We start from the raw sequence: 25,879 nt of genomic DNA, 5'->3' as shown, positions 1-25,879 counted from the left end.
CATGAGCGACACAGGAAACAGACGCAGGACGTGGCTCGCGGGAGGGGGCGCCGTACTGGCCGCCGCGCTCCTGGCCACCGGCTGCGGAAGCGACTCGACGTCCAAGTCCGGTTCCGGCGACGACGCCAACGCCAAGACCACGCTCACCGTGAACCTGTTCTCGGACTTCGGCTACAAGGACCTCTACGCCCAGTACCACAAGCTCCACCCGAACATCACGATCAAGGAGAACCGCGCCGACCTGGGCGCCCACCACCAGAACCTGCACGCGCACCTGGTCGCGGGCAGCGGCACCGCCGACATCGAGGCGATCGAGATCGGCCAGGTCGCGGGCTTCCAGTCCGAGGCGAGCAAATTCGTCAACTTCCTGGACGAGGGCGTCGACAAGAACCAGTGGGTGCCGTCCAAGACCGCCCCCGCCTCCAGCCGGGACGGCTCCTCGCTCTTCGGCCTCGGCACCGACATGGGCGGCATGGCGCTCTGCTACCGCGCCGACCTCTTCCAGAAGGCCGGGCTGCCCACCGACCGGCAGGCCGTCTCCTCGCTGGTGTCGAGCTGGGAGTCCTACTTCTCCACCGGCAAGCAGTTCCTCGCCAAGAGCCCGGACAAGAAGGTCAAGTGGTTCGACGCGGGCAGCAATGTCTTCTCCGCGATGACCGCCCAGGCGCCGCAGGCGTTCTACGACGCGGACGGCAAGGTCGTCGCCGCGTCCAACCCGGCGGTCAAGCAGGCGTTCGACACGGTCGCGGGTGCCATCAAGGACGGTGAGTCTGCCGGTATCGCCGCCTTCACCCCCGCCTGGGACACCGGCTTCCGCAAGAGTCAGTTCGCCACCGTGACCTGCCCGGCCTGGATGAGCTACGAGTTCAAGGCCAACCCGCCCGCCGACGGCGGCAAGTGGGACATCGCCACCATCCCCGGCGGCGGCGGCAACTGGGGCGGCTCCTATCTGACGGTGCCCAAGCAGGGCAAGCACACCAAGGCCGCCGTCGAGCTGGCCAAGTGGCTCACCGCGCCCACCCAGGAAGCCTGGCTCTTCAAGAACAAGGGCTTCTTCCCCTCCGACCAGGCGCTGTGGACCTCGCCCGACATCGCGAACCTGACCGACCCGATGTTCAACGGCGCGCCCACCGGCAAGATCTTCTCCGACTCCGCGAAGAACCTGAAGCCGCAGCCGCTCGGCCCGCACGGCGCCGACATCGGCAACATCTACGGCAACGCCCTGGTCTCGGTCGAACAGGGCAAGGCGAGCGTGGACAAGGCGTGGAGCAACGCCAACGCCGAGATCAAGAACATCGGCGAGTAGTGCCCGGCCGGCGGGCACGGGTGCCGGGCGCCGCTCGCGCCGCCCATGACCCGCCGGTCCCGGCACCACCCTTCCGGCGTCCCGGAGCCGGGCCCCGAGCCCGGACTCCCGGACCGAAGTGGCCGCCGGATCGCGGCGGGCGGCCACCGGATCCCGCCGTCCGCGCGGACCGCTGTCCCGAGCGGGCCGCGCGGACGGTGGGGCACGACGGGAGCCGGCCCCGAACGTGAGGTCCTCAGATCCTCCGGTTCCCTGACCGCCCCGAGGTTCCCGTTCCGGGCCGCTCGCGCCACTCGACGGGCCGGCGGGGGTTGCGCACCCTTCCCACTCCCCGCCCACCGCGTACCCCCCGCCGGCCACCAACCAGGAGCAGATGCATGGCCGTCTCGACCGGCACCCCGCCCGCCGCCTCGCAGGACAATCCCTCGCCCGGAAAGACGGCGCCCGACTTCGCCCCCGCCAAGGGGGCCCGCTGGCACCGGGCCGAGCGGCGCCTGTCGCCGTACTTCTACATCTCGCCGTTCTTCCTCGTCTTCGGCGTCTTCGGCCTGTTCCCGCTGCTCTACACGGCGTATGTGTCGCTCACCGCCTGGCGGGCCGACACCGACGGCAGCAGGCACACCTTCGTCGGCCTCGACAACTACCGCACCCTGCTGCACGACCAGTTCTTCTGGAACGCGCTGCGCAACACCCTCGGCATCGGCGTGCTCTCCACCGTCCCGCAACTGCTGCTCGCGCTGGGCCTGGCCCACCTGCTCAACTACCGCCTGCGGGGCCGCACTTTCATCCGGATGGGCGTGCTGCTGCCCAACGTCACCTCGGTCGCGGCCGTCACGATCATCTTCGTCCAGCTCTTCGGCCGCGACTTCGGCCTGGTCAACTGGTTCCTCGGCCTCTTCGGCGTCCCGCACACCGACTGGCAGGCGGGCACCTGGTCCTCCTGGATCGGCATCTCCACCATCGTCACCTGGCGCTGGACCGGCTACAACGCGCTGATCTACCTCGCCGCGATGCAGGCCGTCCCCTTCGAGCTGTACGAGGCCGCCGCGATCGACGGGGCCAGCCGGTGGCGGCAGTTCAGGTCCATCACCATCCCGGTGCTGCGCCCCACCATCTTGTTCACCGTCATCACCTCGACCATCGGCGCGCTCCAGATGTTCGGCGAGCCACTGCTGTTCAGCGCCAGCCAGACCCCGATGGCGGGCGGCTCGCAGCACCAGTTCCAGACGATGGCGCTGTACTCGTACGACCAGTTCTGGGGGAAGTTCAAATACGGCTACGGCGCCGCGATCTCCTGGGCGATGTTCCTGGTCATCGTCGTGATCGTCGCCGTCAACTTCCTTCTGGCCCGCCGCATGAAGGGAGTCGAGGCCGCATGACCACCCTGCCGCTCACCAAGCGCCCCCGCCGCCGGTCCGGCCGGGACCGTCAGCTCTCGGCCGGCAAGGGCGTCTACGTGGCGCTCGCCGTCGTCGTCGGACTCTCGGTCTTCCCGCTGTACTGGACGCTGGTCGCCGCCTCGCGGGACAACGCCGCGCTCAGCCAGGTGCCGCCCGCGCTGCTGCCCGGCAGTCACCTCCTGGCCAACCTGCGCCGGGCGTTCGACCAGGCCGACATGCAACTGGCCCTGGTCAACTCGCTGATCGTGGCCGGCACGGTCACCGTCTCGGTGGTGCTGACCTCCACGCTCGCCGGATTCGCCTTCGCCAAGCTGCGGTTCCCCGGCCGGAGTCCGCTGCTGGGCTCCGTGGTGGCGACGATGATGGTCCCCACCCAGCTCGGCATCATCCCGCTCTACATCATGATGGCGAACTGGCTGCACTGGGCGAACCACCTCCAGGCGCTCATCGTGCCCGCCGCCGCCAACGCCTTCGGCGTGTTCTTCATGCGGCAGTACCTGGTCACGGCCATCCCCGACGAACTGCTCGACGCGGGCCGGATGGACGGCTGCACGACCCGGGGCCTGTACTGGCACATCGCACTGCCCGCCGCCCGCCCGGCGATGGCGGTGCTCGGCATGCTCACCTTCATGGCCAGTTGGAACGACTTCTACTGGCCCAAAGTGGTCATGACCCAGCAGAACCCCACGGTGCAGCTCTCGCTGTCCGAACTGGCCAGCGGCTACATCCAGGACTACTCCCTGGTGCTCACCGGGGCGCTCGTCTCCAGCCTGCCGATCATCGCGGTCTTCCTGCTGATGGGCCGTCAAATCCTGGACGGCATCATGCAGGGGGCCATGAAGGGATGACCATGATCACTCCCGAGTCCGAGTCCCTGCCCCTTCCCGGGCCCGCGACGCTGTCCGATCCCGCGTCGGGGAACGGGTCGGGGCCCGCGCCGGGGTCCGCGTCACAGCCCGCGTCGGAGGCGGAACCCGCCCCGTCCGACGCGGAGTTGGACGCGCTCGTCGCCAAGCTCGACCTCCCCGCCAAGGTCCGGCTGCTCTCCGGCGCCAGTTCCTTCAGGACGCAGGGCGAACCGGCCGTCGGCCTGCGGGAGATGGGTGTGTCCGACGGGCCCGCGGGCGTACGCGGCGAGCGCTGGGACGAACGCGACACCGCGCTCGTCCTGCCGTCGCCGACCGCGCTCGCGGCGAGCTGGGACGAGGAACTCGTCGCCGAACTGGGCGGTCTGCTCGCCGCGGAGGCCCGCCGCAAGCGGATCGACATCATGCTCGCCCCCACCCTCAACCTGCACAGGACCCCGGCGGCCGGACGGCACTTCGAGTGCTACTCCGAGGACCCGCTGCTCACCGGACGCACGGCCGCCGCGTACATCCGCGGCGTCCAGGCCGGCGGCGTCGCGGCCACCGCCAAGCACTACGTGGCCAACGACTCGGAGACCGAACGCCTGACGCTGGACGCCCGCGTCGACGAACGCACCCTGCGCGAGGTGTACATGGCGCCCTTCGAGGCCGCGGTGCGCGCGGGCGTGTGGGTGGTGATGTCCGCGTACAACGCGGTCAACGGCGTCACCATGTCCGAGAGCCCGCTGCTGGCCGAACCGCTCAAGGGCACCTGGGGCTTCGACGGGGTCGTGGTCTCCGACTGGGGCGCGGTCCGGTCCACCGAGGAGTCGGCGCTCGCCCCGCAGGACCTCGCGATGCCGGGGCCGCACCCGCTGTGGGGCGAGCCGCTGGTGGCGGCGGTCCGCGAGGGCCGGGTGCCCGAGACGGTGATCGACGACAAGGTCCGCCGATTCCTGCGGCTCGCCGCACGGGTCGGTGCGCTGGAGGGCTTCCAGGGGACCTTGTCACCCCTGGAAGCCCACGGCGAAACACGAGCGACCCCTCCGGCGACCGCCGCGCCGGTCGTGTCCGACGACGCCCGCGCCCTGCTGCGCCGCGCGGTCGCCGCCGCGAGCGTCCTGCTGCGCAACGAGGGCGGGCTGCTGCCGCTCGACCCGGCCCCCGGACGAGGGACCGGCCCGGACGGTCCGGACGGCGGGCCGCCGCGGATCGCCGTACTCGGCCCGAACGCCGCCGCCGCGCGCGTTCAGGGCGGCGGCAGCGCGGGCGTCTTCCCGATCGAGGTCGTCTCGCCGCTCGACGGCATCAGGGACGCGGTCGGCGACGGCGCCGAGGTCGTGCACGCCGAGGGCGTCGTCCTCACCACCCGCCCGACCCCGCTGCACAGCGGCAACTCCCGCGACCCGCGCAGCGGCGCACCCGGCGTCCTGGTCCGCTACCTCGCCGCCGACGGCGCCGAGATCCACGCCGAGCACCGGCTCAGCGGCCGGATCCTGGAGTCGGGCGACGCGCCGGAACTCGCCGCCACCGCGGCGGCCGTCGAGGTCAGCGCCCTGGTCACACCGGATGTCACGGGGGAGTGGCGGTTCGCCGTCGTCGGCCTCGGCGCGGTCACACTGCGGGCGGACGGCGAGACGCTGATCGACACCTATGTGCGGCCCGAATCGCGGGACCCCACATATGTCCATGTCACACCGTCCTTCCGGGTGGCGTCCCGGCAGGTGACGGCGGGCGGTGAACTGCTGCTGGTCGCCACCCGGCACTGGGAGGCGGACGACGGCTTCGCGGTCGCGCTGGCCGCCGACCCGCCGCGCCGCGACGAGGACGAGTCGATCGCCGAGGCCGTGGCGCTGGCCCGCGACGCGGACGTGGCCGTCGTGGTCGTCGGCACCACCGACGAGATCGAGAGCGAGGGCTTCGACCGTACGTCGCTCGCGCTCCCCGGCCGCCAGGACGAACTCGTCGCCGCGGTCGCCGCCGCCAACCCCCGTACCGTGGTGATCGTCAACTCCGGCGGACCGGTCGAACTGCCCTGGCGGGAGAGCGTCCCCGCGGTGCTGCTGAGCTGGTTCCCCGGCCAGGAGGCCGGACACGGCCTGGCCGACGTGCTGTTCGGCCACGCCGAGCCCGGCGGCCGGCTGCCCACCACCTGGGCCGGACTCGCCGAGGGCGCGCCCCTGCCGTCCACCACTCCCGCAGACGGTGTGCTGCCGTACGAGGAAGGGCCGTATATCGGCCATCGTGCGTGGCGCAGGGCGGGCGCGGAACCCGCGTACTGGTTCGGTCACGGGCTCGGCTACACCACCTGGGACTACCGGCTGCTGGACGTGCCCGAGGCGGTGGAGGAGACCTCGGGCCATGGTGAAGCCGCAGGTGAGGACGGGGAACGGGACATCGTGGTACGGGTCGCGCTGCGCAACACCGGGGCGCGTGCCGGCCGCGAGGTCGTCCAGGTCTACCTCGGCACCGGGCCCGACGGCGACTATGACAACGGTGGACCGCGACTGGCCGGATTTACCGCGGTCCGGGCCGAGCCCGGTGAGGATGTCGTGGCGGAAGTTCACGTGGCAGCACGGTCGTTCCAGCGGTGGTCACCCGCGGAAGGACGCTGGCGGAGCCGCCCGGCCCCGTACACGCTGTACGCCGGGCCCACGGCCGCCCGGCTGCCGCTCTCCGCGCCACTGGCGTTCTGAGAGAACGCACCGAGACCGGGGCGCCCCCCTCACCTGACAGTCGGGGGCGTCCCCCGGGCACACTCCGGCCCGGTCCTGATCCGGTGGAGCCTGGGGGTTCCTGAGGGATCCTGAGGGGGATTGATTGCCCGGACCGGCGAACCGTAAGGTCAACGCGTCCCGGCAACACATCCGATGTATCGTCTCGCGAGGACGCGCCCCATGCCCATGCAGCCCTGGTTCGCCGACGCCAAGCTCGGCATCTTCATCCACTACGGGATCTACGCCGTCGACGGCGTCCCCGAGTCGTGGTCCTTCTACACCGGGCAGGTCACCCGGGAGCGGTACATGAAGCAGCTCGCGGGGTTCACCGCCGCCGCGTACGAACCGGACGACTGGGCGCGGCTGTTCGCCCGCGCCGGCGCCCGCTACGCCGTGCTGACTGCCCGTCACCACGACGGCGTGGCCCTGTGGGACACCGCCCGCGAGGACGGCCTGTCCGTCACCCGCGACACCCCCGCGGGCCGCGACCTGCTCGGCGGTTACGCCGACGCGCTGCGCGCCGAAGGGCTCAAGGTCGGCTTCTACTACTCGCACTCCGACTGGTCGCACCCCGACTACCCGTCCGTACGGCACCCCGACCCCGACCCGGTCCAGGCCGCCGTCAACGACAACCCGCTCAGCGCCCCCGCGCCGGGCGCGGAGGACCCCGCCGCCTGGCGGCGCTACCTCGGCTACCGCGACGCCCAGGTCGTGGAACTGGCCGAGCGGTACCGCCCCGACCTGCTGTGGTTCGACGGCGAGTGGGAGCGCGCCGAGGAGCAGTGGGGTATCGACACGCTGGCCGACGCCGTCCTCGCGGTCAACCCCGAGACGGTCTTCAACGCCCGGATGTTCAGCCGCGGCGACTACGCGACCCCCGAGCAGGGCGTCCCGCTCCAGGCCCCCGACGGCCCCTGGGAGCTGTGCCTGACCGTCAACGACTCCTGGGGCTACCAGGGCCACGACGACCACCAGAAGTCGGTCGGCCAGCTCGTGCGCTACTTCACCGAGACGATCGGCGCGGGCGGCAACCTGCTGCTGGACGTGGGCCCGCGCGAGGACGGCACGATCACCGCGGAGCAGGCGGCCCGCCTCGAAGGGCTCGGCGACTGGATCGCCCGGCACTCCGCCGCCGTCTACGGCACCGTCGCCGGACTCCCGGCCGGTCACCACTACGGTCCGAGCACCCTCTCCGCCGACCGCCGCACCCTCTACCTGACCTGCTTCGACGCCCCGCGTGAGACGGTCTCACTGCGCGGCCTGCGCAACGCCGTACGCCGCGTGACCGTGGTCGGCACCGGTGCCGAACTCGGCCACGAGGTCACCGGCGGCCTGCACGACGTACCGGGAGTGCTGTGGATCGACGCGCCCTCGGCGGGCGACGTGGACGAGCACGCCACCGTGCTGGCCGTGGAACTGGACGGCGAACTCGACCTCTACCGGGGGACGGGACGGGTGTGAGGAGTGGTCCAAGGACGGCCGCGGGTCGGTGGGAAGGGGTGAGTTAACCCGTAAGCATCCGATGTCTTGGTTCCTGGGGAGTGCTCCCCAAAGCGGAGAGTGGGTGATCTGGCACTATGTGCCCTGTACTGCGCTCTCCCGGGGGTGCCGTGTCCGACCGACATCGTGGAGGGAGCCCGGTGACGCGCGACGTGGGCCGGACGACGAGGGACCTGCGTCGGCACAACCGCACATCGGTGCTGACCCGGCTCTATCTGCACGGCCCCGCCAGCCGCTACGACCTGATGCGCGCCACCGGGCTCAGCTCCGCCACCGTCAGCAACGTCGTCACCGACCTGGTCGCGGACGGCCTCGTCGCCGAGGCGGGACTGCTCGACTCCGACGGCGGCCGTCCCCGCACGCTCCTCGAAGTGCGGCCCGGATACGGGCAGGTGGCCGGGGTCGACATCGGCGAGACCCACGTCCAGGTCGGGCTCTTCGACTGGACGCTCGACACCCTCGCCACCGCCACCTACCCGATGGACACCGGACGGCCCGACCCCGCGGTGCTGGCCGGGCTCGTCACGGCGGGCATCGAGGAAGTCACCGCCAAGGCGGGCGTCGACACCGGCACCCTGCTCGGCGTGGGCGTCGGCGTGCCCGGCGCCGTCCTGCCCGACGGCTCGGTCCACGCGCCGACCCTCGGCTGGTCGGACGTCCCCTTCGACGCGCTGCTCAGGCCGCACATCGCCGCGCCCCTGCACCTCGACAACTGCGCCCGCACGCTCGGCCAGGCCGAGATGTGGCGCGGCGCGGGCCGGGGCGCCGAACGCGCCATCGTCGCGCTGCTCGCGGTCGGCGTCGGCGCCGCCGTCGCCACCGGCTCGCCCGGCGGCGTCACCAGCACCACCAGCGAGTGGGGCCACACCGTCGTCGAGGCGGGCGGCGCCGCGTGCCGCTGCGGCTCCCACGGCTGCCTCGAGGCGTACGTCGGCGCCGACGCCATCCTCGGCCACTACGGGCGCATCCCCGGCGCCCCCGAACTCCCCGGCGTCGGCACCGAGGCGCGCGTCGCCGCGCTCGTCGCCGCCGCCTCCCGGCCGGGCCCGGCCGCCGACACGGTCCGCTGGACCGCGGAGTACCTGGGCATCGGCATCGCCAACCTGATCAATCTGCTCAGCCCCGACCGCGTCATCCTCTCCGGCTGGGTCAGCGGCGCCATGGGCCCGACGATGCTCCCCGCCGTACGCGACGCGATACGCCGCCACACGCTCGACTACCTGGCGGCGGGCACGGCGGTGGAACTTGGCCGCCTGGGCCCGGAGGCGGTGGCACTGGGCGCGGCGACGCTGCCGGTGCACGGGGTGTTGACGGGGGGGTAGGGGGCGGTTCGCGTCTGGTCGGTGGTGCGGGGGCGCTGCGGCGGGGAGCGGTCTTGGGTGAGCTCAGCGTGGCGGCGAACCGTGGGTGGGAGCCGCCTTGCGTTGGCTCACCGTCCTTCCCCTTTTTTGCCGCCCTCTCGCCTCCGGCGGCTTAGATCCGGTGTCGACGGTCGATCGTGCTCGCTCCCTCGTTCCTCGGTCGCTGTGCGCGTTCTCCCTTTCGACACCGGCGCCGCCTTTGGCTCGCTGGCTACCGGCGAACCCCACCGCGCAGCGGTGCCGCAGGGGCGCAGCCCCTCACGCAAACGCACCCCACCGGCGAACCCACCTGCGCAGCGGTGCCGTAGGGGCGCAGCCCCTCGTGCAGGGGCACCCGTGCGGCGAACCGCGGGGCGGGGCGGTGGGCTGGTGGGGAACCGGCTGGGGGATGTGGGGCCCGGGAAAAAGTTGTGTGCGACGGATTGACCGGTGATCGGTCGCTACTTAGTTTAAGTCCAAGAAAAAGGCGGCTCATTTCGGTACCCCCTTCCTTGGAGAACGTATGCCCTCGCATCCCGGAGACGGTCGGCTGTACATCGACGGCGAGTTCGTGGCGGCGGCGTCGCGGAGGAGCGGGGTGGTGGAGGAGAAGGCGACGGGGCGGGAGATCGGGCGGTACGCGCTGGGGGCGGCGGAGGACGTGGACCGGGCGGTGGCGGCGGCGCGGGCGGCGCAGCCGGGGTGGGCGGGGCTGGCGGCGCCGGAACGGGGCCGGTATGTGCGGGAGTTGGGGCGGTATCTGGAGGACCGGTTCGGGGAGCTGGTCGAGCAGAGCATGCGGGAGACGGGCGGGGTGAGGGCGAAGGCCGAGGACGAGGTGGGGACGAGCGTGCGGCAGCTCGCCTTGTCGGCGGTGCAGGTGAGCGAGAACGCGGGGGAGATCCTGCCGCCCTACAAGGCGGGGAAGCTGTCGCTGTCGCGGGTGGTGCCGCTCGGGGTGCTGGGGCTGATCACGCCGTGGAACTACCCGATGAATCTGGCGACGCGGGCGGTGGCGCCGGGGTTGGCGTTCGGGAACACGGTGGTGCTGAAACCGGCGGAGCTGACGCCGGTGATCGGCGGGCAGGTGCTGGCGGAGGCGGCCGAGCATGTGGGGCTGCCGCGCGGGGTGTTGAACGTGGTGACGGGGGAGGGCCCGGAGGCCGGGTGGGCGTTGGCGCGGCATCAGGGGGTGGACATGCTGGACTTCACCGGGTCGCGGGAGGTGGGGCTGGCGATCAGCCGGGCTGCGGCGGGGGAGTTGCGGGACATCCGGCTGGAGTTGGGCGGCAGCAACGCGTTCGTGGTGCTGGACGACGCGGATGTGGAACTGGCCGCGGACTGCGCGATGGTGGCGTCGCTGGAGTTCCAGGGGCAGACGTGCATCAGCGCCAGTCGGCACATCGTGCAGCGGGCCGTCGCGGACGCGTATGTGGAGGCCGTGGTGCGGCGGGCGGCGGCGCTGAAGGTGGGGGACCCGTTCGACGCGGGGAACGCGTTGGGGCCGCTGATCAGCCGAGCGCAGCTCGACCGGCTGCACCGCACGATCGTGGAGCCGTCGCTCGCGATGGGCGCGCGGCTGGTGACCGGCGGCACGTACGAGGGGCTGTTCTACCGGCCGACGGTGCTGACCGGGGTGACGCCGCGGATGCCCGCGTTCCGGGAGGAGGTCTTCGGGCCGGTGATCCCGGTGACGGTGGTCGACACCGAGGAGGAGGCCGTGGCGCTGACCAACGGCCTTCCCATGCTGATGAATTCGGTCTTCACGCGGGATCTGATCCGCGGTCTGTCCGTCGCGGAGCGGCTCGCGGCGGGCGAGGTGCACGTCAACGACGCGCACGCCAGGCACGGCGCGGAGAACCAGATGCCCGGCTTCACGCGGCGGCAGTGGATCGGCCTCCAGCGCACGCCGTTGAACCTTCCCGACTGGGCCACCGCGCCCGCCACCGACGAGAGCTGAGGAACCACCCCATGGGCGTGACACGGACAAGAGCCGCCGTTGTGCTGGTGGCGGCAGGGCTGCTGGTGACGACGGCGGCCTGTGGCGGCGGATCGGACAAGAAGTCCGGCCAGGAGCCGAGCGGAAAGGGCAAGGTCGAACTGTCCTTCTGGGACTGGGACCCGAACATGGACAAGGTCGTCGCCAAGTGGAACACGGCGCACCCCGAGATCCACGTGAAGCTTTCCAACCCGGCGGGCGGTGACCAGTTGGTCGCCAAGATGATCACCGCGCACGAGGCGAAGAACGGTCCGGACATCGCCAAGGTCGAGTACCAGTCGTTGCCCGCGCTGGTCTCCAAGGGCGTCGTGCGGGACATCACCGAGTACACCAAGGACACCGTCGGGAAATTCGACCAACCGACCCTGAGGAGCACGGTGTTCGAGGGCAAGGTGTACGGCGTCCCGCAGGACGTCGCCCCGCTGATGCTCTTCTACCGCGCCGACCTGTTCACGAAGTACGGCCTGGCCGTACCGACGACGTGGGACGCCTACGCGGCGGCGGCCAGGACGCTGCGGGCCAAGGCGCCCAAGGCGTATCTGACCAACTTCGACGCGGCGGACCCCGGTTGGTTCACCGGCCTCGCCCAGCAGGCGGGCGCCGACTGGTGGACCACCAGCGGAACCACCTGGAAGGTCGACATCGCGGGCGCGCCCACGGTGAAGGTCGCGGACTACTGGCAGGGCCTGGTCGACGACGGCGTGATCGCCAAGAATCCGTCGTTCAGCCCGCAGTGGAACAAGCAGATGAACGACGGGACGCTGCTCACCTGGATCTCCGGCGCCTGGGCGCCCGCGCAGATCGGCGGCATCGCGCCCGCCACCAAGGGCAAGTGGGCGGTGGCGCCGCTGCCCGCGTGGACGGCCGGAGACCCCGCCACCGGCATCTGGGGCGGCTCCGCCACCACCGTCACCAGCGACTCCCGGCACCCGGCCGAGGCCGCCGCGTTCGCGTCCTGGCTGAACACCGACGACGCGGCGGTCACCGAGCAGGTCAAGCAGATCAACGTCTATCCCGCCGCCACCGCGGGCCGCTCGCTGCCCGTGCTCCAGGCCGCGCCCGCGTTCTTCCCGAACCAGCCGGACTTCTACGCCCAGGTCAAGAAGGTCGCGCCGGCCGCCCGCAGCTTCCCGATGTGGGGTCCCGACGTCACCGTGACCTTCACCGGCTACACCGACAACTTCAGCAAGGCGCTCCAGGGCGGCGGTTCGTTCAAGGGCGCGCTCGACGCCATGCAGAGCACCACCGTCGCGGACATGAAGAAGCTCGGATTCACGGTCGGCTGATGGAGCGTCAGACGACCACCGCGCGCAGGACCGGCCGGTTCCCGTATCTGCTGGTCATGCCCGCCGTCCTGCTCTTCGCCGCCTTCGTCGTGGCCCCCGGGGTCTACGCGCTGCTGCTCAGCTTCCAGCGCCGCAAGGTCAACGGCGGGTTGCTCGGCGGCGGCACCCACACCGTATGGGCGGGCCTGGCCAACTACCGTGACGTGCTGGGGGATTCCGACCTCTGGTCGGGTGTCACGCGGATGCTGGCGCTCGGCGCGATCACCGTGCCGGGGACGGTGTTCCTCGCGCTGCTGTTCGCGGTGCTGCTCGACATGGAACGCACCCGGCTCAAGCGGATCACCCGGCTGACGATCTTCCTGCCGTACGCGGTCCCCGGCGTGATCGCCTCGCTGATGTGGGGCTTCCTCTACCTGCCCGCCACCAGCCCGATCGGCGGCGACCACGTCGACTTCTTCGGGCGGACCGCGGTCTTCTTCTCGGTCGCCAACGTGGCGGTGTGGGGCGCGGTCGGCTTCAACATGATCGTGATCTACACGGCGCTGCGCGCGCTGCCCGCCGAACTCCACGAGTCGGCGCGGCTGGACGGCGCGACCGAGTGGCAGATCGTGCTGCGGATCAAGGTGCCGCTGGTCATGCCCGCGGTGGTGATGTGCTGCCTGTTCACGGTGCTCGCCGCGCTCCAGGTCTTCAACGAGCCCAACACCCTCAAGCCGCTGTCCAACGCCGTCTCCTCCACCTGGGTGCCGCTGATGAAGATCTACGACGACGCCTTCGGCAACTCCGACATCCACGCGGCGGCGGCCACCTCCGTCGTCCTGACCGTCGCCGCGCTCGCCGTCTCCTTCGTGACCGCGCGCGTCATCCAGTCCCGGGTCCAGCGGGAGGCCAAGTGACCACCGGGACCACCGCGCCCGCGGGCGCCCCGCCGCGCGAGCGCCAGGAGCGCGGCACCCCGGCCCCCCGCCCCCGCATCGCGTTCCTCCCCACCGCCGCGCTCGTCCTCGGCGCGCTCTACTGCGTCGTGCCCACCCTCTGGATCCTGATCGCGGCCACCAAATCCCGCACCAAACTCTTCTCCACCGCCACCTACGTCCCCTCGCCCGACCTCGGACTGCTGCGCAACATCAGGGACTTGACGGACTATCAGCACGGCATCTTCTGGCGCTGGATGCTCAACAGCTTCTTCTACGCGGCGGTCGGCGGCCTGCTCGCCTCCTTCGTCTCCGCCGCGACCGGATACGCGCTGGCCAAATACGCCTTCCGCGGCCGTACCGCGCTGTTCAACACGATCCTCGCCGGAGTGCTGCTGCCGCAGATCGTGCTCGCCGTGCCGCAGTATCTGCTGCTGTCCAAGGCCGGCATGACGGACAGTCTGATCGGCGTGCTGCTCCCGCAGTTGTTCAACCCGTACGGCATCTACCTGTGCCGGATCTACGCCGCCGCCGCGGTGCCCGACTCGCTGCTGGAGGCCGGGCGGATCGACGGCGCGGGCGAGGCCCGGCTGTTCTTCTCCGTGGGGCTGCGGCTGATGGGCCCCGGCCTGGTCACGGTGTTCCTGCTCCAGTTCATCGCGATCTGGAACAACTTCCTGCTGCCGTACGTGATGCTCACCAGCGACGACAAATTCCCGCTCACCGTGGGTCTGTACAGCCTGCTGCGGCACGGCGCCGACGAGGCGTCGCTGTACTCGCTGGTGGTGACCGGCACCCTGCTGTCGGTCGTTCCCGTGATCGCGCTCTTCCTGTCGCTCCAGCGGTTCTGGCGAATCGATCTGGTGACGGGGGCGCTCAAGTAGGGTTCCTGGCTCGCGCCTGTGCCGGGTCCCCGCTCCTGTGCGGGCTTCATTTCTTGAAGCCCGCACAGGGGATTGACGGCGCCGCGCTATGAGGAGTTAATTCCCCTAGCCGTTCATGGGAGCGCTCCCATCCAGCGTCGCCCGGACAGCGCCCGCACTCCGTCCCGCCGTACCGAGGAGTCCACCCGCATGCCCGCACGCGTCCGCGCACGTACCGCCCGTACGCTCGTCACCGCCGCCACGGCCACCGCCGCGCTGGCCGCCGTCGCCGTCGCCCCGGCGCACGCGACGACCGGTCACGGCACGAACCCGGCCCCGCGCCCGCCCGCCGCGCTCTACACCCCGCCCGCCAACGCGGACGGGAACCGGCAGATCCTGGACCTGCTGCGGCACGGGCAGTTCCGGGACGCGGCAGGGGTGTTGGCGATGACCCTGACCCCGCAGGCCGTCTGGTACGGCGACGGGACACCCGCCCAGGTGGAGAGCTCGGTCCACAAGACCGTCACCGACGCCGCCCGCCGCCACGCGCTGCCGGTGCTCGCGCTCTACAACATCCCCGGCCGCGACTGCGCCCAGTACTCGGCGGGCGGCGCCGCCAACACCGCCGAGTACGAGGCGTGGATCGACGCCGTCAAGCGCGGCATCGGGGCGCAGCCCGCCACAGTGATCCTCGAACCCGACTCGCTGGCGCTGCTCCCGTCCGACTGCGGCGCCGACGACGCGCAGGGCACCCTCACGGCCGCGCGCTACGACGAAATCCACTACGCCGTCGAGGCGTTGGAGCCGCAGGCGGGCACCAAGGTCTACCTGGACGCGGGCCACAGCGGCTGGCACAACGTCAACGACATCGTCCCCCGGCTGGTGGAGGCGGGCGTCGGCGACGCCACCGGCTTCTACCTGAACATCTCCAACTACCGCTCGGACAGCGAACTCGCCTGGTACGGCAAGCTCATCTCGTCCTGCCTCGCCTACGCGGCGGGCGGCGGCGACACCGCCGCCTGCCCCAACCAGTACTGGCCGGTCAACGACGCGCAGACCTGGCTGACCGCGAACGTGCACACCGCGCCGTCCGCCATGAAGCACTTCGTCACCGACACCAGCCGCAACGGCCAGGGCCCCTGGACCCCGCCGTCCGGCGTCTACACCGACGCGCAGGACTGGTGCAATCCCCCCGGCCGCGGCCTCGGGGCCAGGCCGACCCTGAACACCGGCGACCCGCTGGCCGACGCGAAGCTCTGGGTGAAGATCCCGGGCGAGTCCGACGGCCAGTGCACCCGCGGCACCGCGGGCCCGAACGACCCGGAACGCGGCTACGCGGACCCGGCGGCGGGCGCGTGGTTCACCCAGCAGGCGCTGGAACTGGTCCGCCGGGCCAACCCGCCGCTGCTGCCGCACTGATGCCGCCGGCCGCCTTCCCCGCCACCGCGCTCTCCCCGCTCGCGGCAGGGCGGGGAAGGCGGCCGTGCGCTTTCCCGTCCCCGCCGGTCCGACCCCCGACCGTCCGACCCCGGCCCACTCGCGCCCATCCGAGCCCCGCACCGCCGCCGCCCGCTCCCGTGGACCGGAAGGCGACCGTCCGCCGGCCGTGGCGTGTGGGGCGCGAGTGACGCTTTCGCCGCCGTGGGCGCTGTGGGGAGTAGAGCCACGTACCGCCCACCGGGAGCGGTCGGCTCGCTGAGCGGAGGCGGTATGCACGGTCCGGCGCGCACACAGTACGGTCCGCCTCCCGGCCGCGCCCGCCGGTTCGCAGGTCCCACGGGCGCGGGCCCGGTACGCCCGCACCCGGAACGACGTACCGCCGAGCCGTCCCGCGCCGGACGGGGTCCGCGGTGACACCTGCCGGGGCCGCGACGCTGTACCAGACGGGACGGCAACCCCGGGGGTCCGGCCGCTCCGGGGGCATGGGCACGATGCGCGGTGCCGCGACGTACGAAGAGGACGCGGTGGTCAGGGCCGGTACGCGACGGCGCGCGGGGACGGACGGCGGGGAACTCGGCCGCGCGGTGACCCGCGCGAGAGCCGGGGACGAGGCCGCGTTCACCGTCGTCTACCGCGAGGTGCAGCCGATGCTGCTCGGCTACCTGCGCGGCCTGGTCGGCGACGACGCCGACGACATCGCCTCCGACACCTGGCACGACATCGTCCGCGACCTGCACGCCTTCCGCGGTGACGGCGCCGCCTTCCGCGGCTGGGCGGCCACCATCGCCAGGCACCGCGCCCTCGACCACGTACGCCGGCTCAAGTCCCGCCCCCGCACCACCGTCCTCGACCCCGCCGCGGCCGAGCCGGTCCCCGTGCCCGACTCCGCGGGCACCGCCCTCGACAATCTGTCCACCGCCCGCGCGCTCGCCCTGATCGCCGCGCTCCCGCGCGACCAGGCCGAGGCCGTCCTGCTCCGCGTCGTGATCGGCCTGAGCGCACCCGCGGCGGCCGACGTCCTCGGCAAACGCCCCGGCGCCGTACGCACCGCCGCCTACCGCGGCCTGCGCCGCCTCGCCCAACAGCTGGGCGCCGGAGCCCGCGAGCCGCGCGGACGCGCGGTGGCGCCCGCGGAATCCGGCGGGGAGGTCGGCACTACGGACGCGGACGTCACGGACCCGGCCGGTATGGGCGCCGGAGGTAAGGACATCGCGCGTGGTGAAACCGCGCGCACGGACATCGCGTGTACGGACTCGGGCGGGCCGGCGGTCGTCGGACGCCGACGGGTCGCGGGCGCGGACGGGCCGGGGCGCGGCGGCGCCGACGAGGTGGTGGGTGACGATGCCGGGGAGGCGTGAGATGGACGACGGACGTGACGTGGGCACCTGGCCGGACCCGGTGACCGCCGAACGGCTGCTGAGCGTCGTCACCAAGGGCGAGTGCCCCGCCGAACCCGGCACCCTCCACGAGGTCGCCGACGCCCGGTTCTTCACACTGCTGCGGCTGCTGACGGCCGCGTCCGGGGACACCGAGGTCGACCCCGAGCGCGAACAGGCCGCGCTGGCCGCCTTCCGGGCCGCGCGCCGTACCGGCGGCGCCGACGAGGGACGGCGGCTGGTGGTGTCGGGACGGTCCGCGAAGGCGCTGGCCGGGGGACTGGTCGCGGTCTTCGCGGTGAGCGGGGTCGCCGTGGCCGCCGGGACCGGCGTGCTGCCCGGACCCTTCCGCGGCGGCGCCTTCCACGCGGGTCCCCTCGCCGCCGGTGGCACCGGCGCGACCGCCGACGGACCGGGCGCCGCCGTACCGCGCACGACCTCCCCGCCCGCGCCCGGCACCGACGCGCCCCGCGGCGCCTCGCCGTCCCCCACCGGGGACGACGGGGGACACCGGCACGGCGACCCGCGCGCCCCGCACCACCCCGGCCCGTACAAGCCGTCGGACAGGAACCACCAGGCCGTGCTCAAGGCGCTGTGCCGCGGCTATACGCAGGCCACCCGGCACGGCGGGCACGCCGATCCGTGGCTGGTCGCCCGGCTCCAGGGGGAGGCGGGCCGCAAGGAGCGGATCGCCGACTACTGCCGCCGGGTGCTCGCGCACGGGCAGTCCGCCCCGGCCGCCACGACCGACCCCGTCGGCACCGACGGCTACACCTGGCCCACCGGGGGCGCGCCGACCGGGCCGGGCGCGTCCGCGCCGCCGTCGCCGGGGGCCACGGCCCCCGGCCAGGACTCCGGCTCGGGCTCGGGGTCGAATTCCGGCTCGGAGCAGGGCTCCGGCGCGGGGTCGAATTCCGGCTCGGACGACTCCTCCGGGCAGGGAAAGAGTGACGAGAACGCGACACACGACCACGGGACGACCGTGAGGTGACCTCCGGAGCGACGATCCGGCACAGTGGACGCCATGCTTACCGGGGTTCCCTCGCCGCACGATCCTCACGTGCGTCACATGCGCCAGATGTTCCTCGCGGTCGTCACCGGAAGCTTCATCTTCCTCATCCCCTGGATCGGCTACCTGCTGGCGAGCCTCCCGAGCCACCGGGTGGTCAGCCAGTGGCGCTTCGCGTGGGTCGGCTTCGACTGCGCGCTGATCCTCGCGATCGGCGTCACCGCGCTGTGCGCCTGGCGGCGGCTCCAGATCTTCATCCCGTGGGCGATCGTCACCGGCACCCTGCTGATCTGCGACGCCTGGTTCGACGTCGTCCTCGACTGGAACAGCGACGACAGGGTCGGCTCGCTGCTCACCGCCGGCCTCGCCGAACTGCCCATGGCCGCGTTGCTGTTGTACGTCGCCCGGAAGATGATCAGACTGACGATCATCATCGCCTGGCAGCGGGCGGGCCGCACCGACCCGGTGCCGCCGCTGTCCCGGCTTTCGCTGCTGATACTGACCGCGCACCAGGACCACGCCGCGCGCCGCGGTGACCACGAGGGAGACCGCCGATGACCACCGCACCGCGGGGCCGCGACGCGACGGACGCCGAGGTACGGGGCGCGGACGCGCCCGGTTTCGAAAGCGCCGGTTTCGAAAGCCCCGGTTCCGCGAGCCCCGACTACGACGTCCTCGTGGTCGGCGGCACCGGCGTGGACACCATCGTGCGGGTCGACGACTTCGCCATCCCCGACAGCGACTCGGTCGGCGTCCCGCCGATCCGCGACTATGTCGCGCACACCGGCAACGGCGTCGCCCTCGGCTTCCACGCGCTCGGCCTGACCACCAAATTCATCGACTTCCTCGGCGACGACGCGCAGGGCCGGATGATCCTGGAGCGGTACGCGTCCGCCGGGCTCGACTTCAGCCATCTGCCCGCGCCCGCGGGCACCCCGCGCAGCGTCAACCTGGTCGACCGCGAAGGGCGGCGCTTCTCCTTCTACGACGGCCGCCACCCGGACGGCCTGCGGCTGCCGAGCGCCTTCTACCTGCCCCACCTGGCCCGCGCCCGCCATGTGCACATCTCCCGATCGCCCCTGGCCCAGGACGTGTTCGCCGACGCCGCCCGGCTGGGCCGCACCGTCTCCACCGACCTGCACGCCTGGGACGGCGAGGACGCCTCCGCCCACCCGTGGGCGTACGGCGCGGATCTCGTCTTCCTCAGCGCCGCCTCGGTGGGCGAGGGGATCGGCGCGGTGATGCTGCGGATCGTCGAGCGGGGCAGGGCCTCGCTGGTCGTCGCCACCGACGGCGCCGCGGGCTGCCACGTCCTGGCCCGCGGCGACGACCGGCCGCGGCACTTCCCCGCCGTCACCCCCGAACGCCCGGTCGTGGACAGCAACGGAGCCGGTGACGCCTTCCTCACCGCCTTCCTGCACGCCCGGTTCGCCGGGCGCGACCTGGCGGAGTGCGTGCTCGCAGGTTCCGTCTCCGGCGCCTACGCCTGCGGGAGCCACGGCACCCACGAGGAGATCATCGGCGCCGCCGACCTCGCCGCGGCCGTCGCCCGCGCGCGTGCCGCGGCCAACGGCGCGGTGGGGGCCGCCCTTTAGCCCGTGCCCGTACGGATCGACGTCCTCAGGCCGCCTCGATCCGCCGTACCGCCGTGTCCAGGGCCGCGTCCTGCGACGCGTAGACCTCGCACACCGGGTCGCCGCTCGGTGTGCGGGTGTGGTCGATCTCCCACAGGCTCACCTCGGTGCCGTCCAGCAGCAGGAACGCGTGCTCGTACAGCGACCACGACACATGGCGGCCCCGGATCAGGGCGCTGCGGCGGGTGACGATGCTGATGTCGTGCGCGATCGCGGCGCGCAGCCTGCCGCGGACGTCCTGGCCGGGCGCGTTGGCGTTGGTCGCGCGGCGCAGCAGCCGCCAGGCGTGCTCGGCGGAGTCGCCCTCGGTGTACGCGCGACGGAAGGCGTCGGGGGTGTCGGCGAGCAGCCCGGTCGCGGTCGCGGACAACGTGTCCTCGTACGGCGACGCGGGCGCGTCCGGGGCGAGGTCGCGCGGTCCCGGGGAGCCGCCGAAGACCGCGTCGACCTCCCACTCGGCGAGCGTCAGGTCCTCGCGTTCGGTGAAGACGGCGCGGTGCACGGCGCCTTCGTCCGGCCCCGCGTTGTGTTCGAGCTCCCACACCACGCGGACGGCGCCGTCCGGCAGCAGGAAGCTGTGCCGGAAGGTGCGCCGGTTCAGCTTGCGCGGCGGGCCCTTGGTGTGACGGCACGACTGGAGGCCGCAGTAGTGCATCAGCGCGGTGCGCACCTCCGCGGCCAGGACGGGTTCCACCCGTTCCCCGTTCTCCGCACGGCGGAGTAACTGGTCGAACTGCTCCGCCGGCCGGCCACCCGACCGTACGGGCTCCGTTCCGTTCCTAGGCTCTGCGTCCATCCGGCCCTCCCGGCTCCGCCTCGCCAACCCCGCGGCGACTCAGGGTAGTAGCGCGGTAGCCGATTGCGCCCGCGAACGCGCAGATTTGCGGCGCATGGTTGGCCCCCGCGCGCCCTCCAGCTGCGTGATCCGCCGTCAGTTCCCGTCGCCGGACGGGCCTTTCGCGGCGCACCACAGGAGCGCGCCGCGCAGGTGGGCGCGGAAGTCCGGGTCGGCGTAGGCCGTCGCGTCGTGGCCCAGCGCCGTGTAGAACGACCGGCCCGCACCCAGGCGACGGCACCACACCAGCGGATGGTCGGCGCCCATCGTGCCGCCGGTGTAGCCCCGCTCGTCCACCGAGGCCAGCACGCGTACGCCCGCGTCCGCGCCGGTGGCCCGGCCGGCATCGCGGGGACCGGCGCGGAAGTTGTACCACTCGTCGGTCCACGTCCAGCGCTCCGGCAGGTGCGCGGTCGCCGGGTGCGTACGGTCCTCGACGGTCACCTCGGCCCGCTGGATCTCCGGGTGCCCGTCGAAGCGGGCGCCGACCAGCTCTTCGTAGTACGGCCAGTGCTCCTCCGCGCAGGCGGCGGCGTGGACGCCGAGGAAACCGCCGCCGTCCGTGACGTAGGCCCGCAGGTGACGACGGGTCAGGTTGTCGAGGACGTCACCGGTGGGAGAGAGGAAGACGACGGCCGCGCAGCCGTCGAGCACGGCTGCCCCCAACTCCGCGCTGTCCTCGGTGTGGTGGACGCGCAGTCCGTGGTCCGCCGCGATCTCGGTGAGGGCGGCGGCCCCGGCCGGTATGGAGTCGTGCCGGTACCCGGCGGTGGCGCTGAAGACGAGGACGCGGTCGGATCCGGGCATGCGGGCGGCTCTCTGCGGGCTGGGGCGGGCTGCGGGGTCAGTCGGAGGGGGAGTCGTGGTCGGTGCGGTCGGGGTGCTCGCGGGCCTGGCCCGGCCCGACGCCGTCACCCGTCGGGAACGGCGTACCGCAGCGGGCGCAGCCGTGGGCCGTCATGTCCTCGCGGAAGGCGCCGCATTCGTCGCAGACGCGGTTCAGCCAGCAGACGGGGTCGCCGCCCTCGGTGTACTCACCGGACTCACGCACGTCGTCCCCACTCCCTGTCGCGTTCCGTTTCCCTGTCCTGGCCCACCTGTTCCGCCTGGACCGCCCGGTCCGCCCGGTCCGTATGCTGCCCGGTTTCGCGCTCGCGTGCGTCCCAGCGGTTCATCGCGCGGCGCAGCGACCGGGATTCGGCGAAGCCGAGGCGGGCCGCGCGCTGGGCGGAGCCGCCGCCCGCGTGCCGGGGATCGGCGGACCGTTCACGGCGTACGGCGTCGAGTTCGGCGCGCCAGGTGGTGCCCGACTCGCCGAGACGGCGCTGGAGGGTGCGCGGGCTGACCGCGAGCCGCCGCGCCGCTTCGGCCAACGAGGGGCGTCCGTCAGGCAGTTGGGTGATGATCGCCTCGCGCAGACCGGGCACGGCAACGCCCTCGGTGTCCGCCCGTGGAACCCGTACGGTCCGCGCGGTACGCATCATGATCGCGGCGAGCGCCGGGTCCGCGGTGACCAACGGGCGTTCCAGATCGGCGCGGTGCAGCGTGATCGCGTCCGCCTCGGCGTCGAAGTCCACCGGCGCGTCGCCGAACGCCTCCCCGTAGCCGCCGTGTCCGCGTGGCCGCCGGTGGGTGAAGGAGACCCGCAGCGGGGTGAGGGCCGTCCCGGTGGCGTGGCGCAGTTGCGAGGTGACCACCGACAGGGCGAACTCCGCGACGACGCCCCGCAGTTCGTCGTCACCGCGCCGCACCGCGTACTCCACGCTCACCTCGTCGCCCGACTCCGTGCTGGTCAGCACCGAATTGCTGCTCACCAGATGGATGTACGAGGCGGCCCTGGCCAGGCCCTCGCCGACGGTGGGCGCGGTGCTCAACAGGTAGTCGAAGAGGTCGAGCAGTCCCGGCCGGTAGCCTGCGGCGGCCAGCAGCCCGGCGTCCGGCCGCTCCGTGCGGGCCAGCACCGCGCCCCAGAGGCGGTAGGTGTTCGCGGACGGCGTCCGCGCGGTCTCCGGCCCGTGCAGGACGTTCGGCAGTCCCGCCGCCCGTACGAGCTGCCGCGCCTGCGCGAGGCTCGGGGTGGCGGCGGTGGCGATGAAGCGCGGCACGACGACGCACTCCGTCAGCCGGTCGTGCTCCGTCAGCCGGTCGGGGGCGGCGGGCCCTGCCGGGCCGACGGACGGTGTCGCGGTGGGGGGCATGACCGGCTCCTCGGGCAGTCGGCTCGTCGGGTCGGGTCGGGTCGGGAGGTGTGCGTGGTGCGTGGTGCGTGGTGCATGCGAAGGGGTTCCGGCAGCTTACGCGGCATGTGGCGCGTTGGGTCCGGTGCGTGGCGCGTTATGCCCTCCCTTGGCACCTCCTGTCCGGGACATGATCGGGGGCACCGGTGCCCCTGGGCATCGTGGGTGTCCCGTGTCGGGGGAGGCGCGGGGGACAACGGGGGACGGCCGGTGCGGATGGGTCTCCATTCGCACCGGCGGCACCCCTTTCCGTGGCCCGGACCGACTCGTCCCGCGCTCCCGGACCGGCTCGCTACGCCTCCGGGTCGAGCCAGTGGGCGCGGCCGATGCTGATGACGCGCATGCGCATCCGGGCGGCGTGGATGATGCGGTCGCGCGCCGCCGGGTCGTCCGCGGGGGCCTCCAGGAAGGCCGCGGCCGTCATCACCATGTGGTCGACGTACAGCTCGGCCAGTACGCGGAGGTCGTCGGCCGGCCAGCCCGCGGAGACGGGCTGCGCGGCGAGTCCCGCGGCCACCTCGTCGGCGAAACCGTTCAGCTCCGCGGCGATGGCCTCGCGGACCCGCGCCACGCCGCCGTGCCGCTCGCGGGCGATGAAGCGGACATGTGCGCGGTGCTCCGCCACGTACGCCGCGGTGAGCGCCACCGTCCGGTCGATGAGTTCCGCGGAATCGGCGCCCTCGGCCAGCACCGCCCGGATCACGGTGTGCAGGCTGCCCAGCGACTCGGCGACCAGGGCGACGCCGAGGTCGGCCATGTCGGGGAAGTGCCGGTAGAAGGCGGCGGGGGAGACGCCGATCTCCCGGGTCAGCTCGCGCAGGCCCAGGCTGCTGAGGTTCTGGTGTTCCAGCAGCCGCAGGCCCGCGTCCAGCAGCGCCTGCCGGGTCTGCTGCTTCTGTGCCTGGCGGACCCCCGGAGTGTGACTCATGTCATTCAGTAAACAACCGTTCTCCGACTTTGGCCAATGCGGGTCGGCGCTACACTGATGAAGTCAGTGAACAAGTGTTATCTGAAACGTCAACTCCCCGGAGGTGGAGCAGACATGAGCCTCGTCGTCCTCCTGCTCGGCATGGGCGTCCTGATGGGCGCCGCGGCCCACACCACGCTGCCGGTCTTCCTCGTCGCCGCGGGCGCCATCGCCGTCTGGCTGTTCGGCTTCGCGGTCCGCGAGGGCATCGCCCGGCACCGCGGCTGAACCCATGCCGACGCGCACCTCGCACTCCGCGTGCGGCACGGGCCCGTACCGGCCCGACACCCCGGCCCACCACGACAGTTCCCGGAAGGAACACCGTGAACACCGCAGCCCACCCGGTCGCGACCGGCACACCGGCCGCGAACACCCGTGACGCCGACGGCATGGCCGTCGCGTCCTTCCTGCTCGGCCTCCCCGGCCTGCTCGTCCTCAACCTCGTGCTCGGCCCGGTCGCCATCGTGCTGGCCCTGGTCGCGATCGGCCGCGGCACCCAGCGCCGCGGGCGCGCGCTGCTCGGCTTCGCCCTCGGCGTCGCCGACCTGCTGGTCGTCCTGGCGCTGACGATCGCCCACCACGGCGTGATCTGGCAGTTCAGCTAGGGACTGTCGATCCGTCGATCCGTCGATCCGTCGAACCGCCGATCCGCCGAACAGAGCGGGCCCTCCCGCAAGGGAAGGGCCCGCTCGGCGTTCGGGGGAGTCCGGTCCAGGACCCGGTTCGGGTCGCGGGCGCTAGCTCAGGTCGATGCCCGGGTAGAGGGGGAAGCCCGCGAGCAGGTCGGCGGCGCGCTTGGCGACCTGCTCCGCCACCGCCGCGTCCAGCACGTGCTTCGCCTTCGACAGGCCGCCGCTCTTCGCGGGCGCGGCCGTCGTACCGGACAGCACCGTGTCGATCAGGCCCGCGATCTCGTCCATCTCGACCGCGCCGAGCCCGCGCGTGGTGAGCGCCGGGGTGCCGATCCGGATGCCGGAGGTGTACCAGGCGCCGTTCGGGTCCTGCGGCACCGAATTGCGGTTGGTGACGATGCCCGCGTCCAGCAGCGCGGCCTCGGCCTGGCGGCCGGTCAGCCCGTAGCCGGAGACGTCGATCAGCACGAGGTGGTTGTCGGTGCCGCCCGTCACCAGCTTCGCGCCGCGGGTCAGCAGCCCCTCGGCGAGGGAGCGCGCGTTGTCGACGACGGCCTGCGCGTAGTCGGCGAACTCCGGCCGCGCCGCCTCCGCGAGCGCCACGGCCTTCGCCGCCATGACGTGCGGCAGCGGGCCGCCCAGCACCATCGGGCAGCCGCGGTCGACGTGCTCGGCCAGCGAGTCGTCGCACAGCACCATGCCGCCGCGCGGGCCGCGCAGCGACTTGTGCGTGGTCGTCGTGACGATGCTCGCGTGCGGCACCGGGTCGAAGTCGCCGGTCAGCACCTTGCCCGCGACCAGACCGGCGAAGTGCGCCATGTCCACCATGAGCGTCGCGCCGACCTCGTCCGCGATCTCCCGCATGAGACGGAAGTTCACCAGCCGGGGGTACGCCGAGTAGCCCGCCACGATGATCATCGGACGGAATTCGCGGGCGGTGGCCCGTACCGCGTCGTAGTCCAGCAGACCGGTCGCCGGGTCGGTGCCGTAACTGCGCTGGTCGAACATCTTGCCCGAGATGTTCGGGCGGAAGCCGTGGGTCAGGTGGCCGCCCGCGTCCAGGGACATGCCGAGCATCCGCTGGTTGCCGAATTCGCGGCGCAGTTCCGCCCAGTCCCGCTCCGACAGGTCGTTGACCTGCCTGACGCCCGCCTTGGCCAGCGCCGGGCTCTCGACCCGCTGCGACAGCACCGCCCAGAAGGCCACCAGATTCGCGTCGATGCCCGAGTGCGGCTGTACGTAGGCGTGGTCGGCGCCGAACACGGTCCGCGCGTGCTCGGCGGCCAGCGACTCGACGGTGTCCACATTGCGGCAGCCCGCGTAGAAACGGCGGCCGACGGTCCCCTCGGCGTACTTGTCGCTGAACCAGTTGCCCATCGCCAGCAGCACGGCGGGCGACGCGTAGTTCTCGCTGGCGATCAGCTTCAGCATCTCGCGCTGGTCCGTCAGCTCGTTCGCGATGGCGTCCGCGACGCGCGGTTCGACCCCGCGGATCACGTCCAGCGCGCTGCGGAAGGCGGTTGAAGCGGTCGAGGCGGTCGAGGCGGTGCTGGCAGACGGCTCGGAAGCGGCCATGGGA

At 72.5% G+C, this 25,879-nt stretch carries 22 protein-coding genes and 1 pseudogene; 17 read left to right on the top strand and 6 right to left on the bottom strand.

Features of this window, described 5'->3' with window-relative positions; translation table 11 throughout:
* Position 1: 1 nt before the first annotated feature.
* The 15 genes and pseudogenes from ACIO6U_RS13985 (at position 2) to ACIO6U_RS13915 (ending at position 19,590) form a co-directional block, all read left to right on the top strand.
* Complete coding sequence (locus tag ACIO6U_RS13985; protein WP_401718720.1) at positions 2-1,306, top strand: extracellular solute-binding protein; 1,305 nt, start codon at positions 2-4, stop codon at positions 1,304-1,306.
* A 377-nt stretch (positions 1,307-1,683) separates the two neighbouring features.
* Entirely contained in the window at positions 1,684-2,685 is a 1,002-nt protein-coding gene (locus tag ACIO6U_RS13980; protein ID WP_355346817.1) for a sugar ABC transporter permease, read from the top strand.
* Complete coding sequence (locus ACIO6U_RS13975; protein ID WP_401308285.1) at positions 2,682-3,554, top strand: carbohydrate ABC transporter permease; 873 nt, start codon at positions 2,682-2,684, stop codon at positions 3,552-3,554. Before ACIO6U_RS13980 ends, ACIO6U_RS13975 begins: the two co-directional genes overlap by 4 nt.
* Before the next feature lie 2 nt (positions 3,555-3,556).
* Positions 3,557-6,247, top strand: coding sequence for a glycoside hydrolase family 3 C-terminal domain-containing protein (locus ACIO6U_RS13970; RefSeq protein ID WP_401718716.1), 2,691 nt, complete (start codon positions 3,557-3,559; stop codon positions 6,245-6,247).
* Positions 6,248-6,448: 201 nt separating this feature from the next.
* Positions 6,449-7,729: an alpha-L-fucosidase gene (locus ACIO6U_RS13965; protein WP_401718714.1), complete on the top strand. Its 1,281-nt coding sequence runs from the start codon at positions 6,449-6,451 to the stop codon at positions 7,727-7,729.
* Positions 7,730-7,908: 179 nt separating this feature from the next.
* Entirely contained in the window at positions 7,909-9,090 is a 1,182-nt protein-coding gene (locus ACIO6U_RS13960; RefSeq protein ID WP_401718711.1) for an ROK family transcriptional regulator, read from the top strand.
* A 541-nt stretch (positions 9,091-9,631) separates the two neighbouring features.
* Positions 9,632-11,068: an aldehyde dehydrogenase family protein gene (locus tag ACIO6U_RS13955; protein WP_401718708.1), complete on the top strand. Its 1,437-nt coding sequence runs from the start codon at positions 9,632-9,634 to the stop codon at positions 11,066-11,068.
* A gap of 11 nt (positions 11,069-11,079) precedes the next feature.
* On the top strand, positions 11,080-12,393 hold the full coding sequence (locus ACIO6U_RS13950; RefSeq protein WP_401718705.1) for an ABC transporter substrate-binding protein: 1,314 nt from the start codon (positions 11,080-11,082) through the stop codon (positions 12,391-12,393).
* Positions 12,393-13,289: a carbohydrate ABC transporter permease gene (locus ACIO6U_RS13945; RefSeq protein ID WP_401718702.1), complete on the top strand. Its 897-nt coding sequence runs from the start codon at positions 12,393-12,395 to the stop codon at positions 13,287-13,289. Before ACIO6U_RS13950 ends, ACIO6U_RS13945 begins: the two co-directional genes overlap by 1 nt.
* Positions 13,286-14,191, top strand: a complete 906-nt coding sequence (locus ACIO6U_RS13940; RefSeq protein ID WP_401718699.1) for a carbohydrate ABC transporter permease — start codon at positions 13,286-13,288, stop codon at positions 14,189-14,191. The genes ACIO6U_RS13945 and ACIO6U_RS13940 overlap by 4 nt, the downstream gene beginning before the upstream one ends.
* Before the next feature lie 189 nt (positions 14,192-14,380).
* A complete protein-coding gene (locus tag ACIO6U_RS13935) occupies positions 14,381-15,589 on the top strand; it encodes a glycoside hydrolase family 6 protein (RefSeq protein WP_355346796.1) in 1,209 nt (402 codons plus the stop codon).
* A 512-nt stretch (positions 15,590-16,101) separates the two neighbouring features.
* Positions 16,102-16,704: pseudogene (locus tag ACIO6U_RS13930) on the top strand (RNA polymerase sigma factor); the annotation flags it as partial.
* A gap of 265 nt (positions 16,705-16,969) precedes the next feature.
* A complete protein-coding gene (locus ACIO6U_RS13925) occupies positions 16,970-17,977 on the top strand; it encodes a hypothetical protein (RefSeq protein ID WP_401718696.1) in 1,008 nt (335 codons plus the stop codon).
* 69 nt (positions 17,978-18,046) lie between these two features.
* Positions 18,047-18,553, top strand: coding sequence for a hypothetical protein (locus ACIO6U_RS13920; protein ID WP_355346790.1), 507 nt, complete (start codon positions 18,047-18,049; stop codon positions 18,551-18,553).
* The gene (locus ACIO6U_RS13915; RefSeq protein ID WP_401718693.1) at positions 18,550-19,590 is read left to right on the top strand and encodes a carbohydrate kinase family protein; all 1,041 of its coding nucleotides are present in this window, start codon (positions 18,550-18,552) and stop codon (positions 19,588-19,590) included. The genes ACIO6U_RS13920 and ACIO6U_RS13915 overlap by 4 nt, the downstream gene beginning before the upstream one ends.
* A gap of 25 nt (positions 19,591-19,615) precedes the next feature.
* Here ACIO6U_RS13915 and ACIO6U_RS13910 read toward each other — a convergent pair whose 3' ends face one another.
* The 5 genes from ACIO6U_RS13910 to ACIO6U_RS13890 all read right to left on the bottom strand — a co-directional run bounded on the left by ACIO6U_RS13910 (position 19,616) and on the right by ACIO6U_RS13890 (position 23,629).
* Positions 19,616-20,425, bottom strand: coding sequence for a DUF6227 family protein (locus tag ACIO6U_RS13910; RefSeq protein ID WP_401718690.1), 810 nt, complete (start codon positions 20,423-20,425; stop codon positions 19,616-19,618).
* A 135-nt stretch (positions 20,426-20,560) separates the two neighbouring features.
* The gene (locus ACIO6U_RS13905) at positions 20,561-21,271 is read right to left on the bottom strand and encodes a ThuA domain-containing protein (protein ID WP_401718687.1); all 711 of its coding nucleotides are present in this window, start codon (positions 21,269-21,271) and stop codon (positions 20,561-20,563) included.
* A gap of 37 nt (positions 21,272-21,308) precedes the next feature.
* On the bottom strand, positions 21,309-21,515 hold the full coding sequence (locus ACIO6U_RS13900; RefSeq protein ID WP_401718684.1) for a hypothetical protein: 207 nt from the start codon (positions 21,513-21,515) through the stop codon (positions 21,309-21,311).
* Entirely contained in the window at positions 21,508-22,662 is a 1,155-nt protein-coding gene (locus ACIO6U_RS13895) for an AraC family transcriptional regulator ligand-binding domain-containing protein (RefSeq protein WP_401718681.1), read from the bottom strand. Before ACIO6U_RS13895 ends, ACIO6U_RS13900 begins: the two co-directional genes overlap by 8 nt.
* A gap of 331 nt (positions 22,663-22,993) precedes the next feature.
* The gene (locus ACIO6U_RS13890; protein ID WP_401718678.1) at positions 22,994-23,629 is read right to left on the bottom strand and encodes a TetR family transcriptional regulator; all 636 of its coding nucleotides are present in this window, start codon (positions 23,627-23,629) and stop codon (positions 22,994-22,996) included.
* A 114-nt stretch (positions 23,630-23,743) separates the two neighbouring features.
* On the opposite strand from ACIO6U_RS13890, the gene ACIO6U_RS13885 reads away from it, so the two are divergent.
* The gene (locus tag ACIO6U_RS13885; protein WP_355346770.1) at positions 23,744-23,896 is read left to right on the top strand and encodes a hypothetical protein; all 153 of its coding nucleotides are present in this window, start codon (positions 23,744-23,746) and stop codon (positions 23,894-23,896) included.
* Between the two features lie 161 nt (positions 23,897-24,057).
* Positions 24,058-24,273 carry a DUF4190 domain-containing protein gene (locus tag ACIO6U_RS13880; RefSeq protein WP_401719723.1) on the top strand — a complete coding sequence of 72 codons (216 nt, stop codon included), beginning with the start codon at positions 24,058-24,060 and terminating at the stop codon, positions 24,271-24,273.
* Positions 24,274-24,405: 132 nt separating this feature from the next.
* On the opposite strand, the gene ACIO6U_RS13875 is transcribed toward ACIO6U_RS13880, so the two are convergent.
* On the bottom strand, positions 24,406-25,875 hold the full coding sequence (locus ACIO6U_RS13875) for a glycine hydroxymethyltransferase (RefSeq protein WP_401718675.1): 1,470 nt from the start codon (positions 25,873-25,875) through the stop codon (positions 24,406-24,408).
* Between the last annotated feature and the right edge of the window lie 4 nt (positions 25,876-25,879).

Origin of the sequence: Streptomyces sp. NPDC087422, assembly GCF_044744145.1 — a bacterium.
GTDB lineage: Bacteria > Actinomycetota > Actinomycetes > Streptomycetales > Streptomycetaceae > Actinacidiphila.
The sequence above is the reverse complement of the archived record's forward strand: the minus strand, read 5'-3'. Positions and strand labels throughout refer to the sequence as shown.

What these genes read in the sequence shown, in the direction of transcription:
- ACIO6U_RS13890 (WP_401718678.1), bottom strand. Translation starts at nt 23,629, where the DNA reads ATGAGTCACACTCCGGGGGTCCGCCAGGCACAGAAGCAGCAGACCCGG.
- ACIO6U_RS13910 (WP_401718690.1), bottom strand. Translation starts at nt 20,425, where the DNA reads ATGGACGCAGAGCCTAGGAACGGAACGGAGCCCGTACGGTCGGGTGGC.
- ACIO6U_RS13885 (WP_355346770.1), top strand. Translation starts at nt 23,744, where the DNA reads ATGAGCCTCGTCGTCCTCCTGCTCGGCATGGGCGTCCTGATGGGCGCC.
- ACIO6U_RS13880 (WP_401719723.1), top strand. Translation starts at nt 24,058, where the DNA reads ATGGCCGTCGCGTCCTTCCTGCTCGGCCTCCCCGGCCTGCTCGTCCTC.
- ACIO6U_RS13975 (WP_401308285.1), top strand. Translation starts at nt 2,682, where the DNA reads ATGACCACCCTGCCGCTCACCAAGCGCCCCCGCCGCCGGTCCGGCCGG.
- ACIO6U_RS13965 (WP_401718714.1), top strand. Translation starts at nt 6,449, where the DNA reads ATGCCCATGCAGCCCTGGTTCGCCGACGCCAAGCTCGGCATCTTCATC.
- ACIO6U_RS13925 (WP_401718696.1), top strand. Translation starts at nt 16,970, where the DNA reads ATGGACGACGGACGTGACGTGGGCACCTGGCCGGACCCGGTGACCGCC.
- ACIO6U_RS13935 (WP_355346796.1), top strand. Translation starts at nt 14,381, where the DNA reads ATGCCCGCACGCGTCCGCGCACGTACCGCCCGTACGCTCGTCACCGCC.
- ACIO6U_RS13875 (WP_401718675.1), bottom strand. Translation starts at nt 25,875, where the DNA reads ATGGCCGCTTCCGAGCCGTCTGCCAGCACCGCCTCGACCGCCTCGACC.
- ACIO6U_RS13895 (WP_401718681.1), bottom strand. Translation starts at nt 22,662, where the DNA reads ATGCCCCCCACCGCGACACCGTCCGTCGGCCCGGCAGGGCCCGCCGCC.
- ACIO6U_RS13915 (WP_401718693.1), top strand. Translation starts at nt 18,550, where the DNA reads ATGACCACCGCACCGCGGGGCCGCGACGCGACGGACGCCGAGGTACGG.
- ACIO6U_RS13950 (WP_401718705.1), top strand. Translation starts at nt 11,080, where the DNA reads ATGGGCGTGACACGGACAAGAGCCGCCGTTGTGCTGGTGGCGGCAGGG.
- ACIO6U_RS13945 (WP_401718702.1), top strand. Translation starts at nt 12,393, where the DNA reads ATGGAGCGTCAGACGACCACCGCGCGCAGGACCGGCCGGTTCCCGTAT.
- ACIO6U_RS13985 (WP_401718720.1), top strand. Translation starts at nt 2, where the DNA reads ATGAGCGACACAGGAAACAGACGCAGGACGTGGCTCGCGGGAGGGGGC.
- ACIO6U_RS13980 (WP_355346817.1), top strand. Translation starts at nt 1,684, where the DNA reads ATGGCCGTCTCGACCGGCACCCCGCCCGCCGCCTCGCAGGACAATCCC.
- ACIO6U_RS13955 (WP_401718708.1), top strand. Translation starts at nt 9,632, where the DNA reads ATGCCCTCGCATCCCGGAGACGGTCGGCTGTACATCGACGGCGAGTTC.
- ACIO6U_RS13905 (WP_401718687.1), bottom strand. Translation starts at nt 21,271, where the DNA reads ATGCCCGGATCCGACCGCGTCCTCGTCTTCAGCGCCACCGCCGGGTAC.
- ACIO6U_RS13970 (WP_401718716.1), top strand. Translation starts at nt 3,557, where the DNA reads ATGATCACTCCCGAGTCCGAGTCCCTGCCCCTTCCCGGGCCCGCGACG.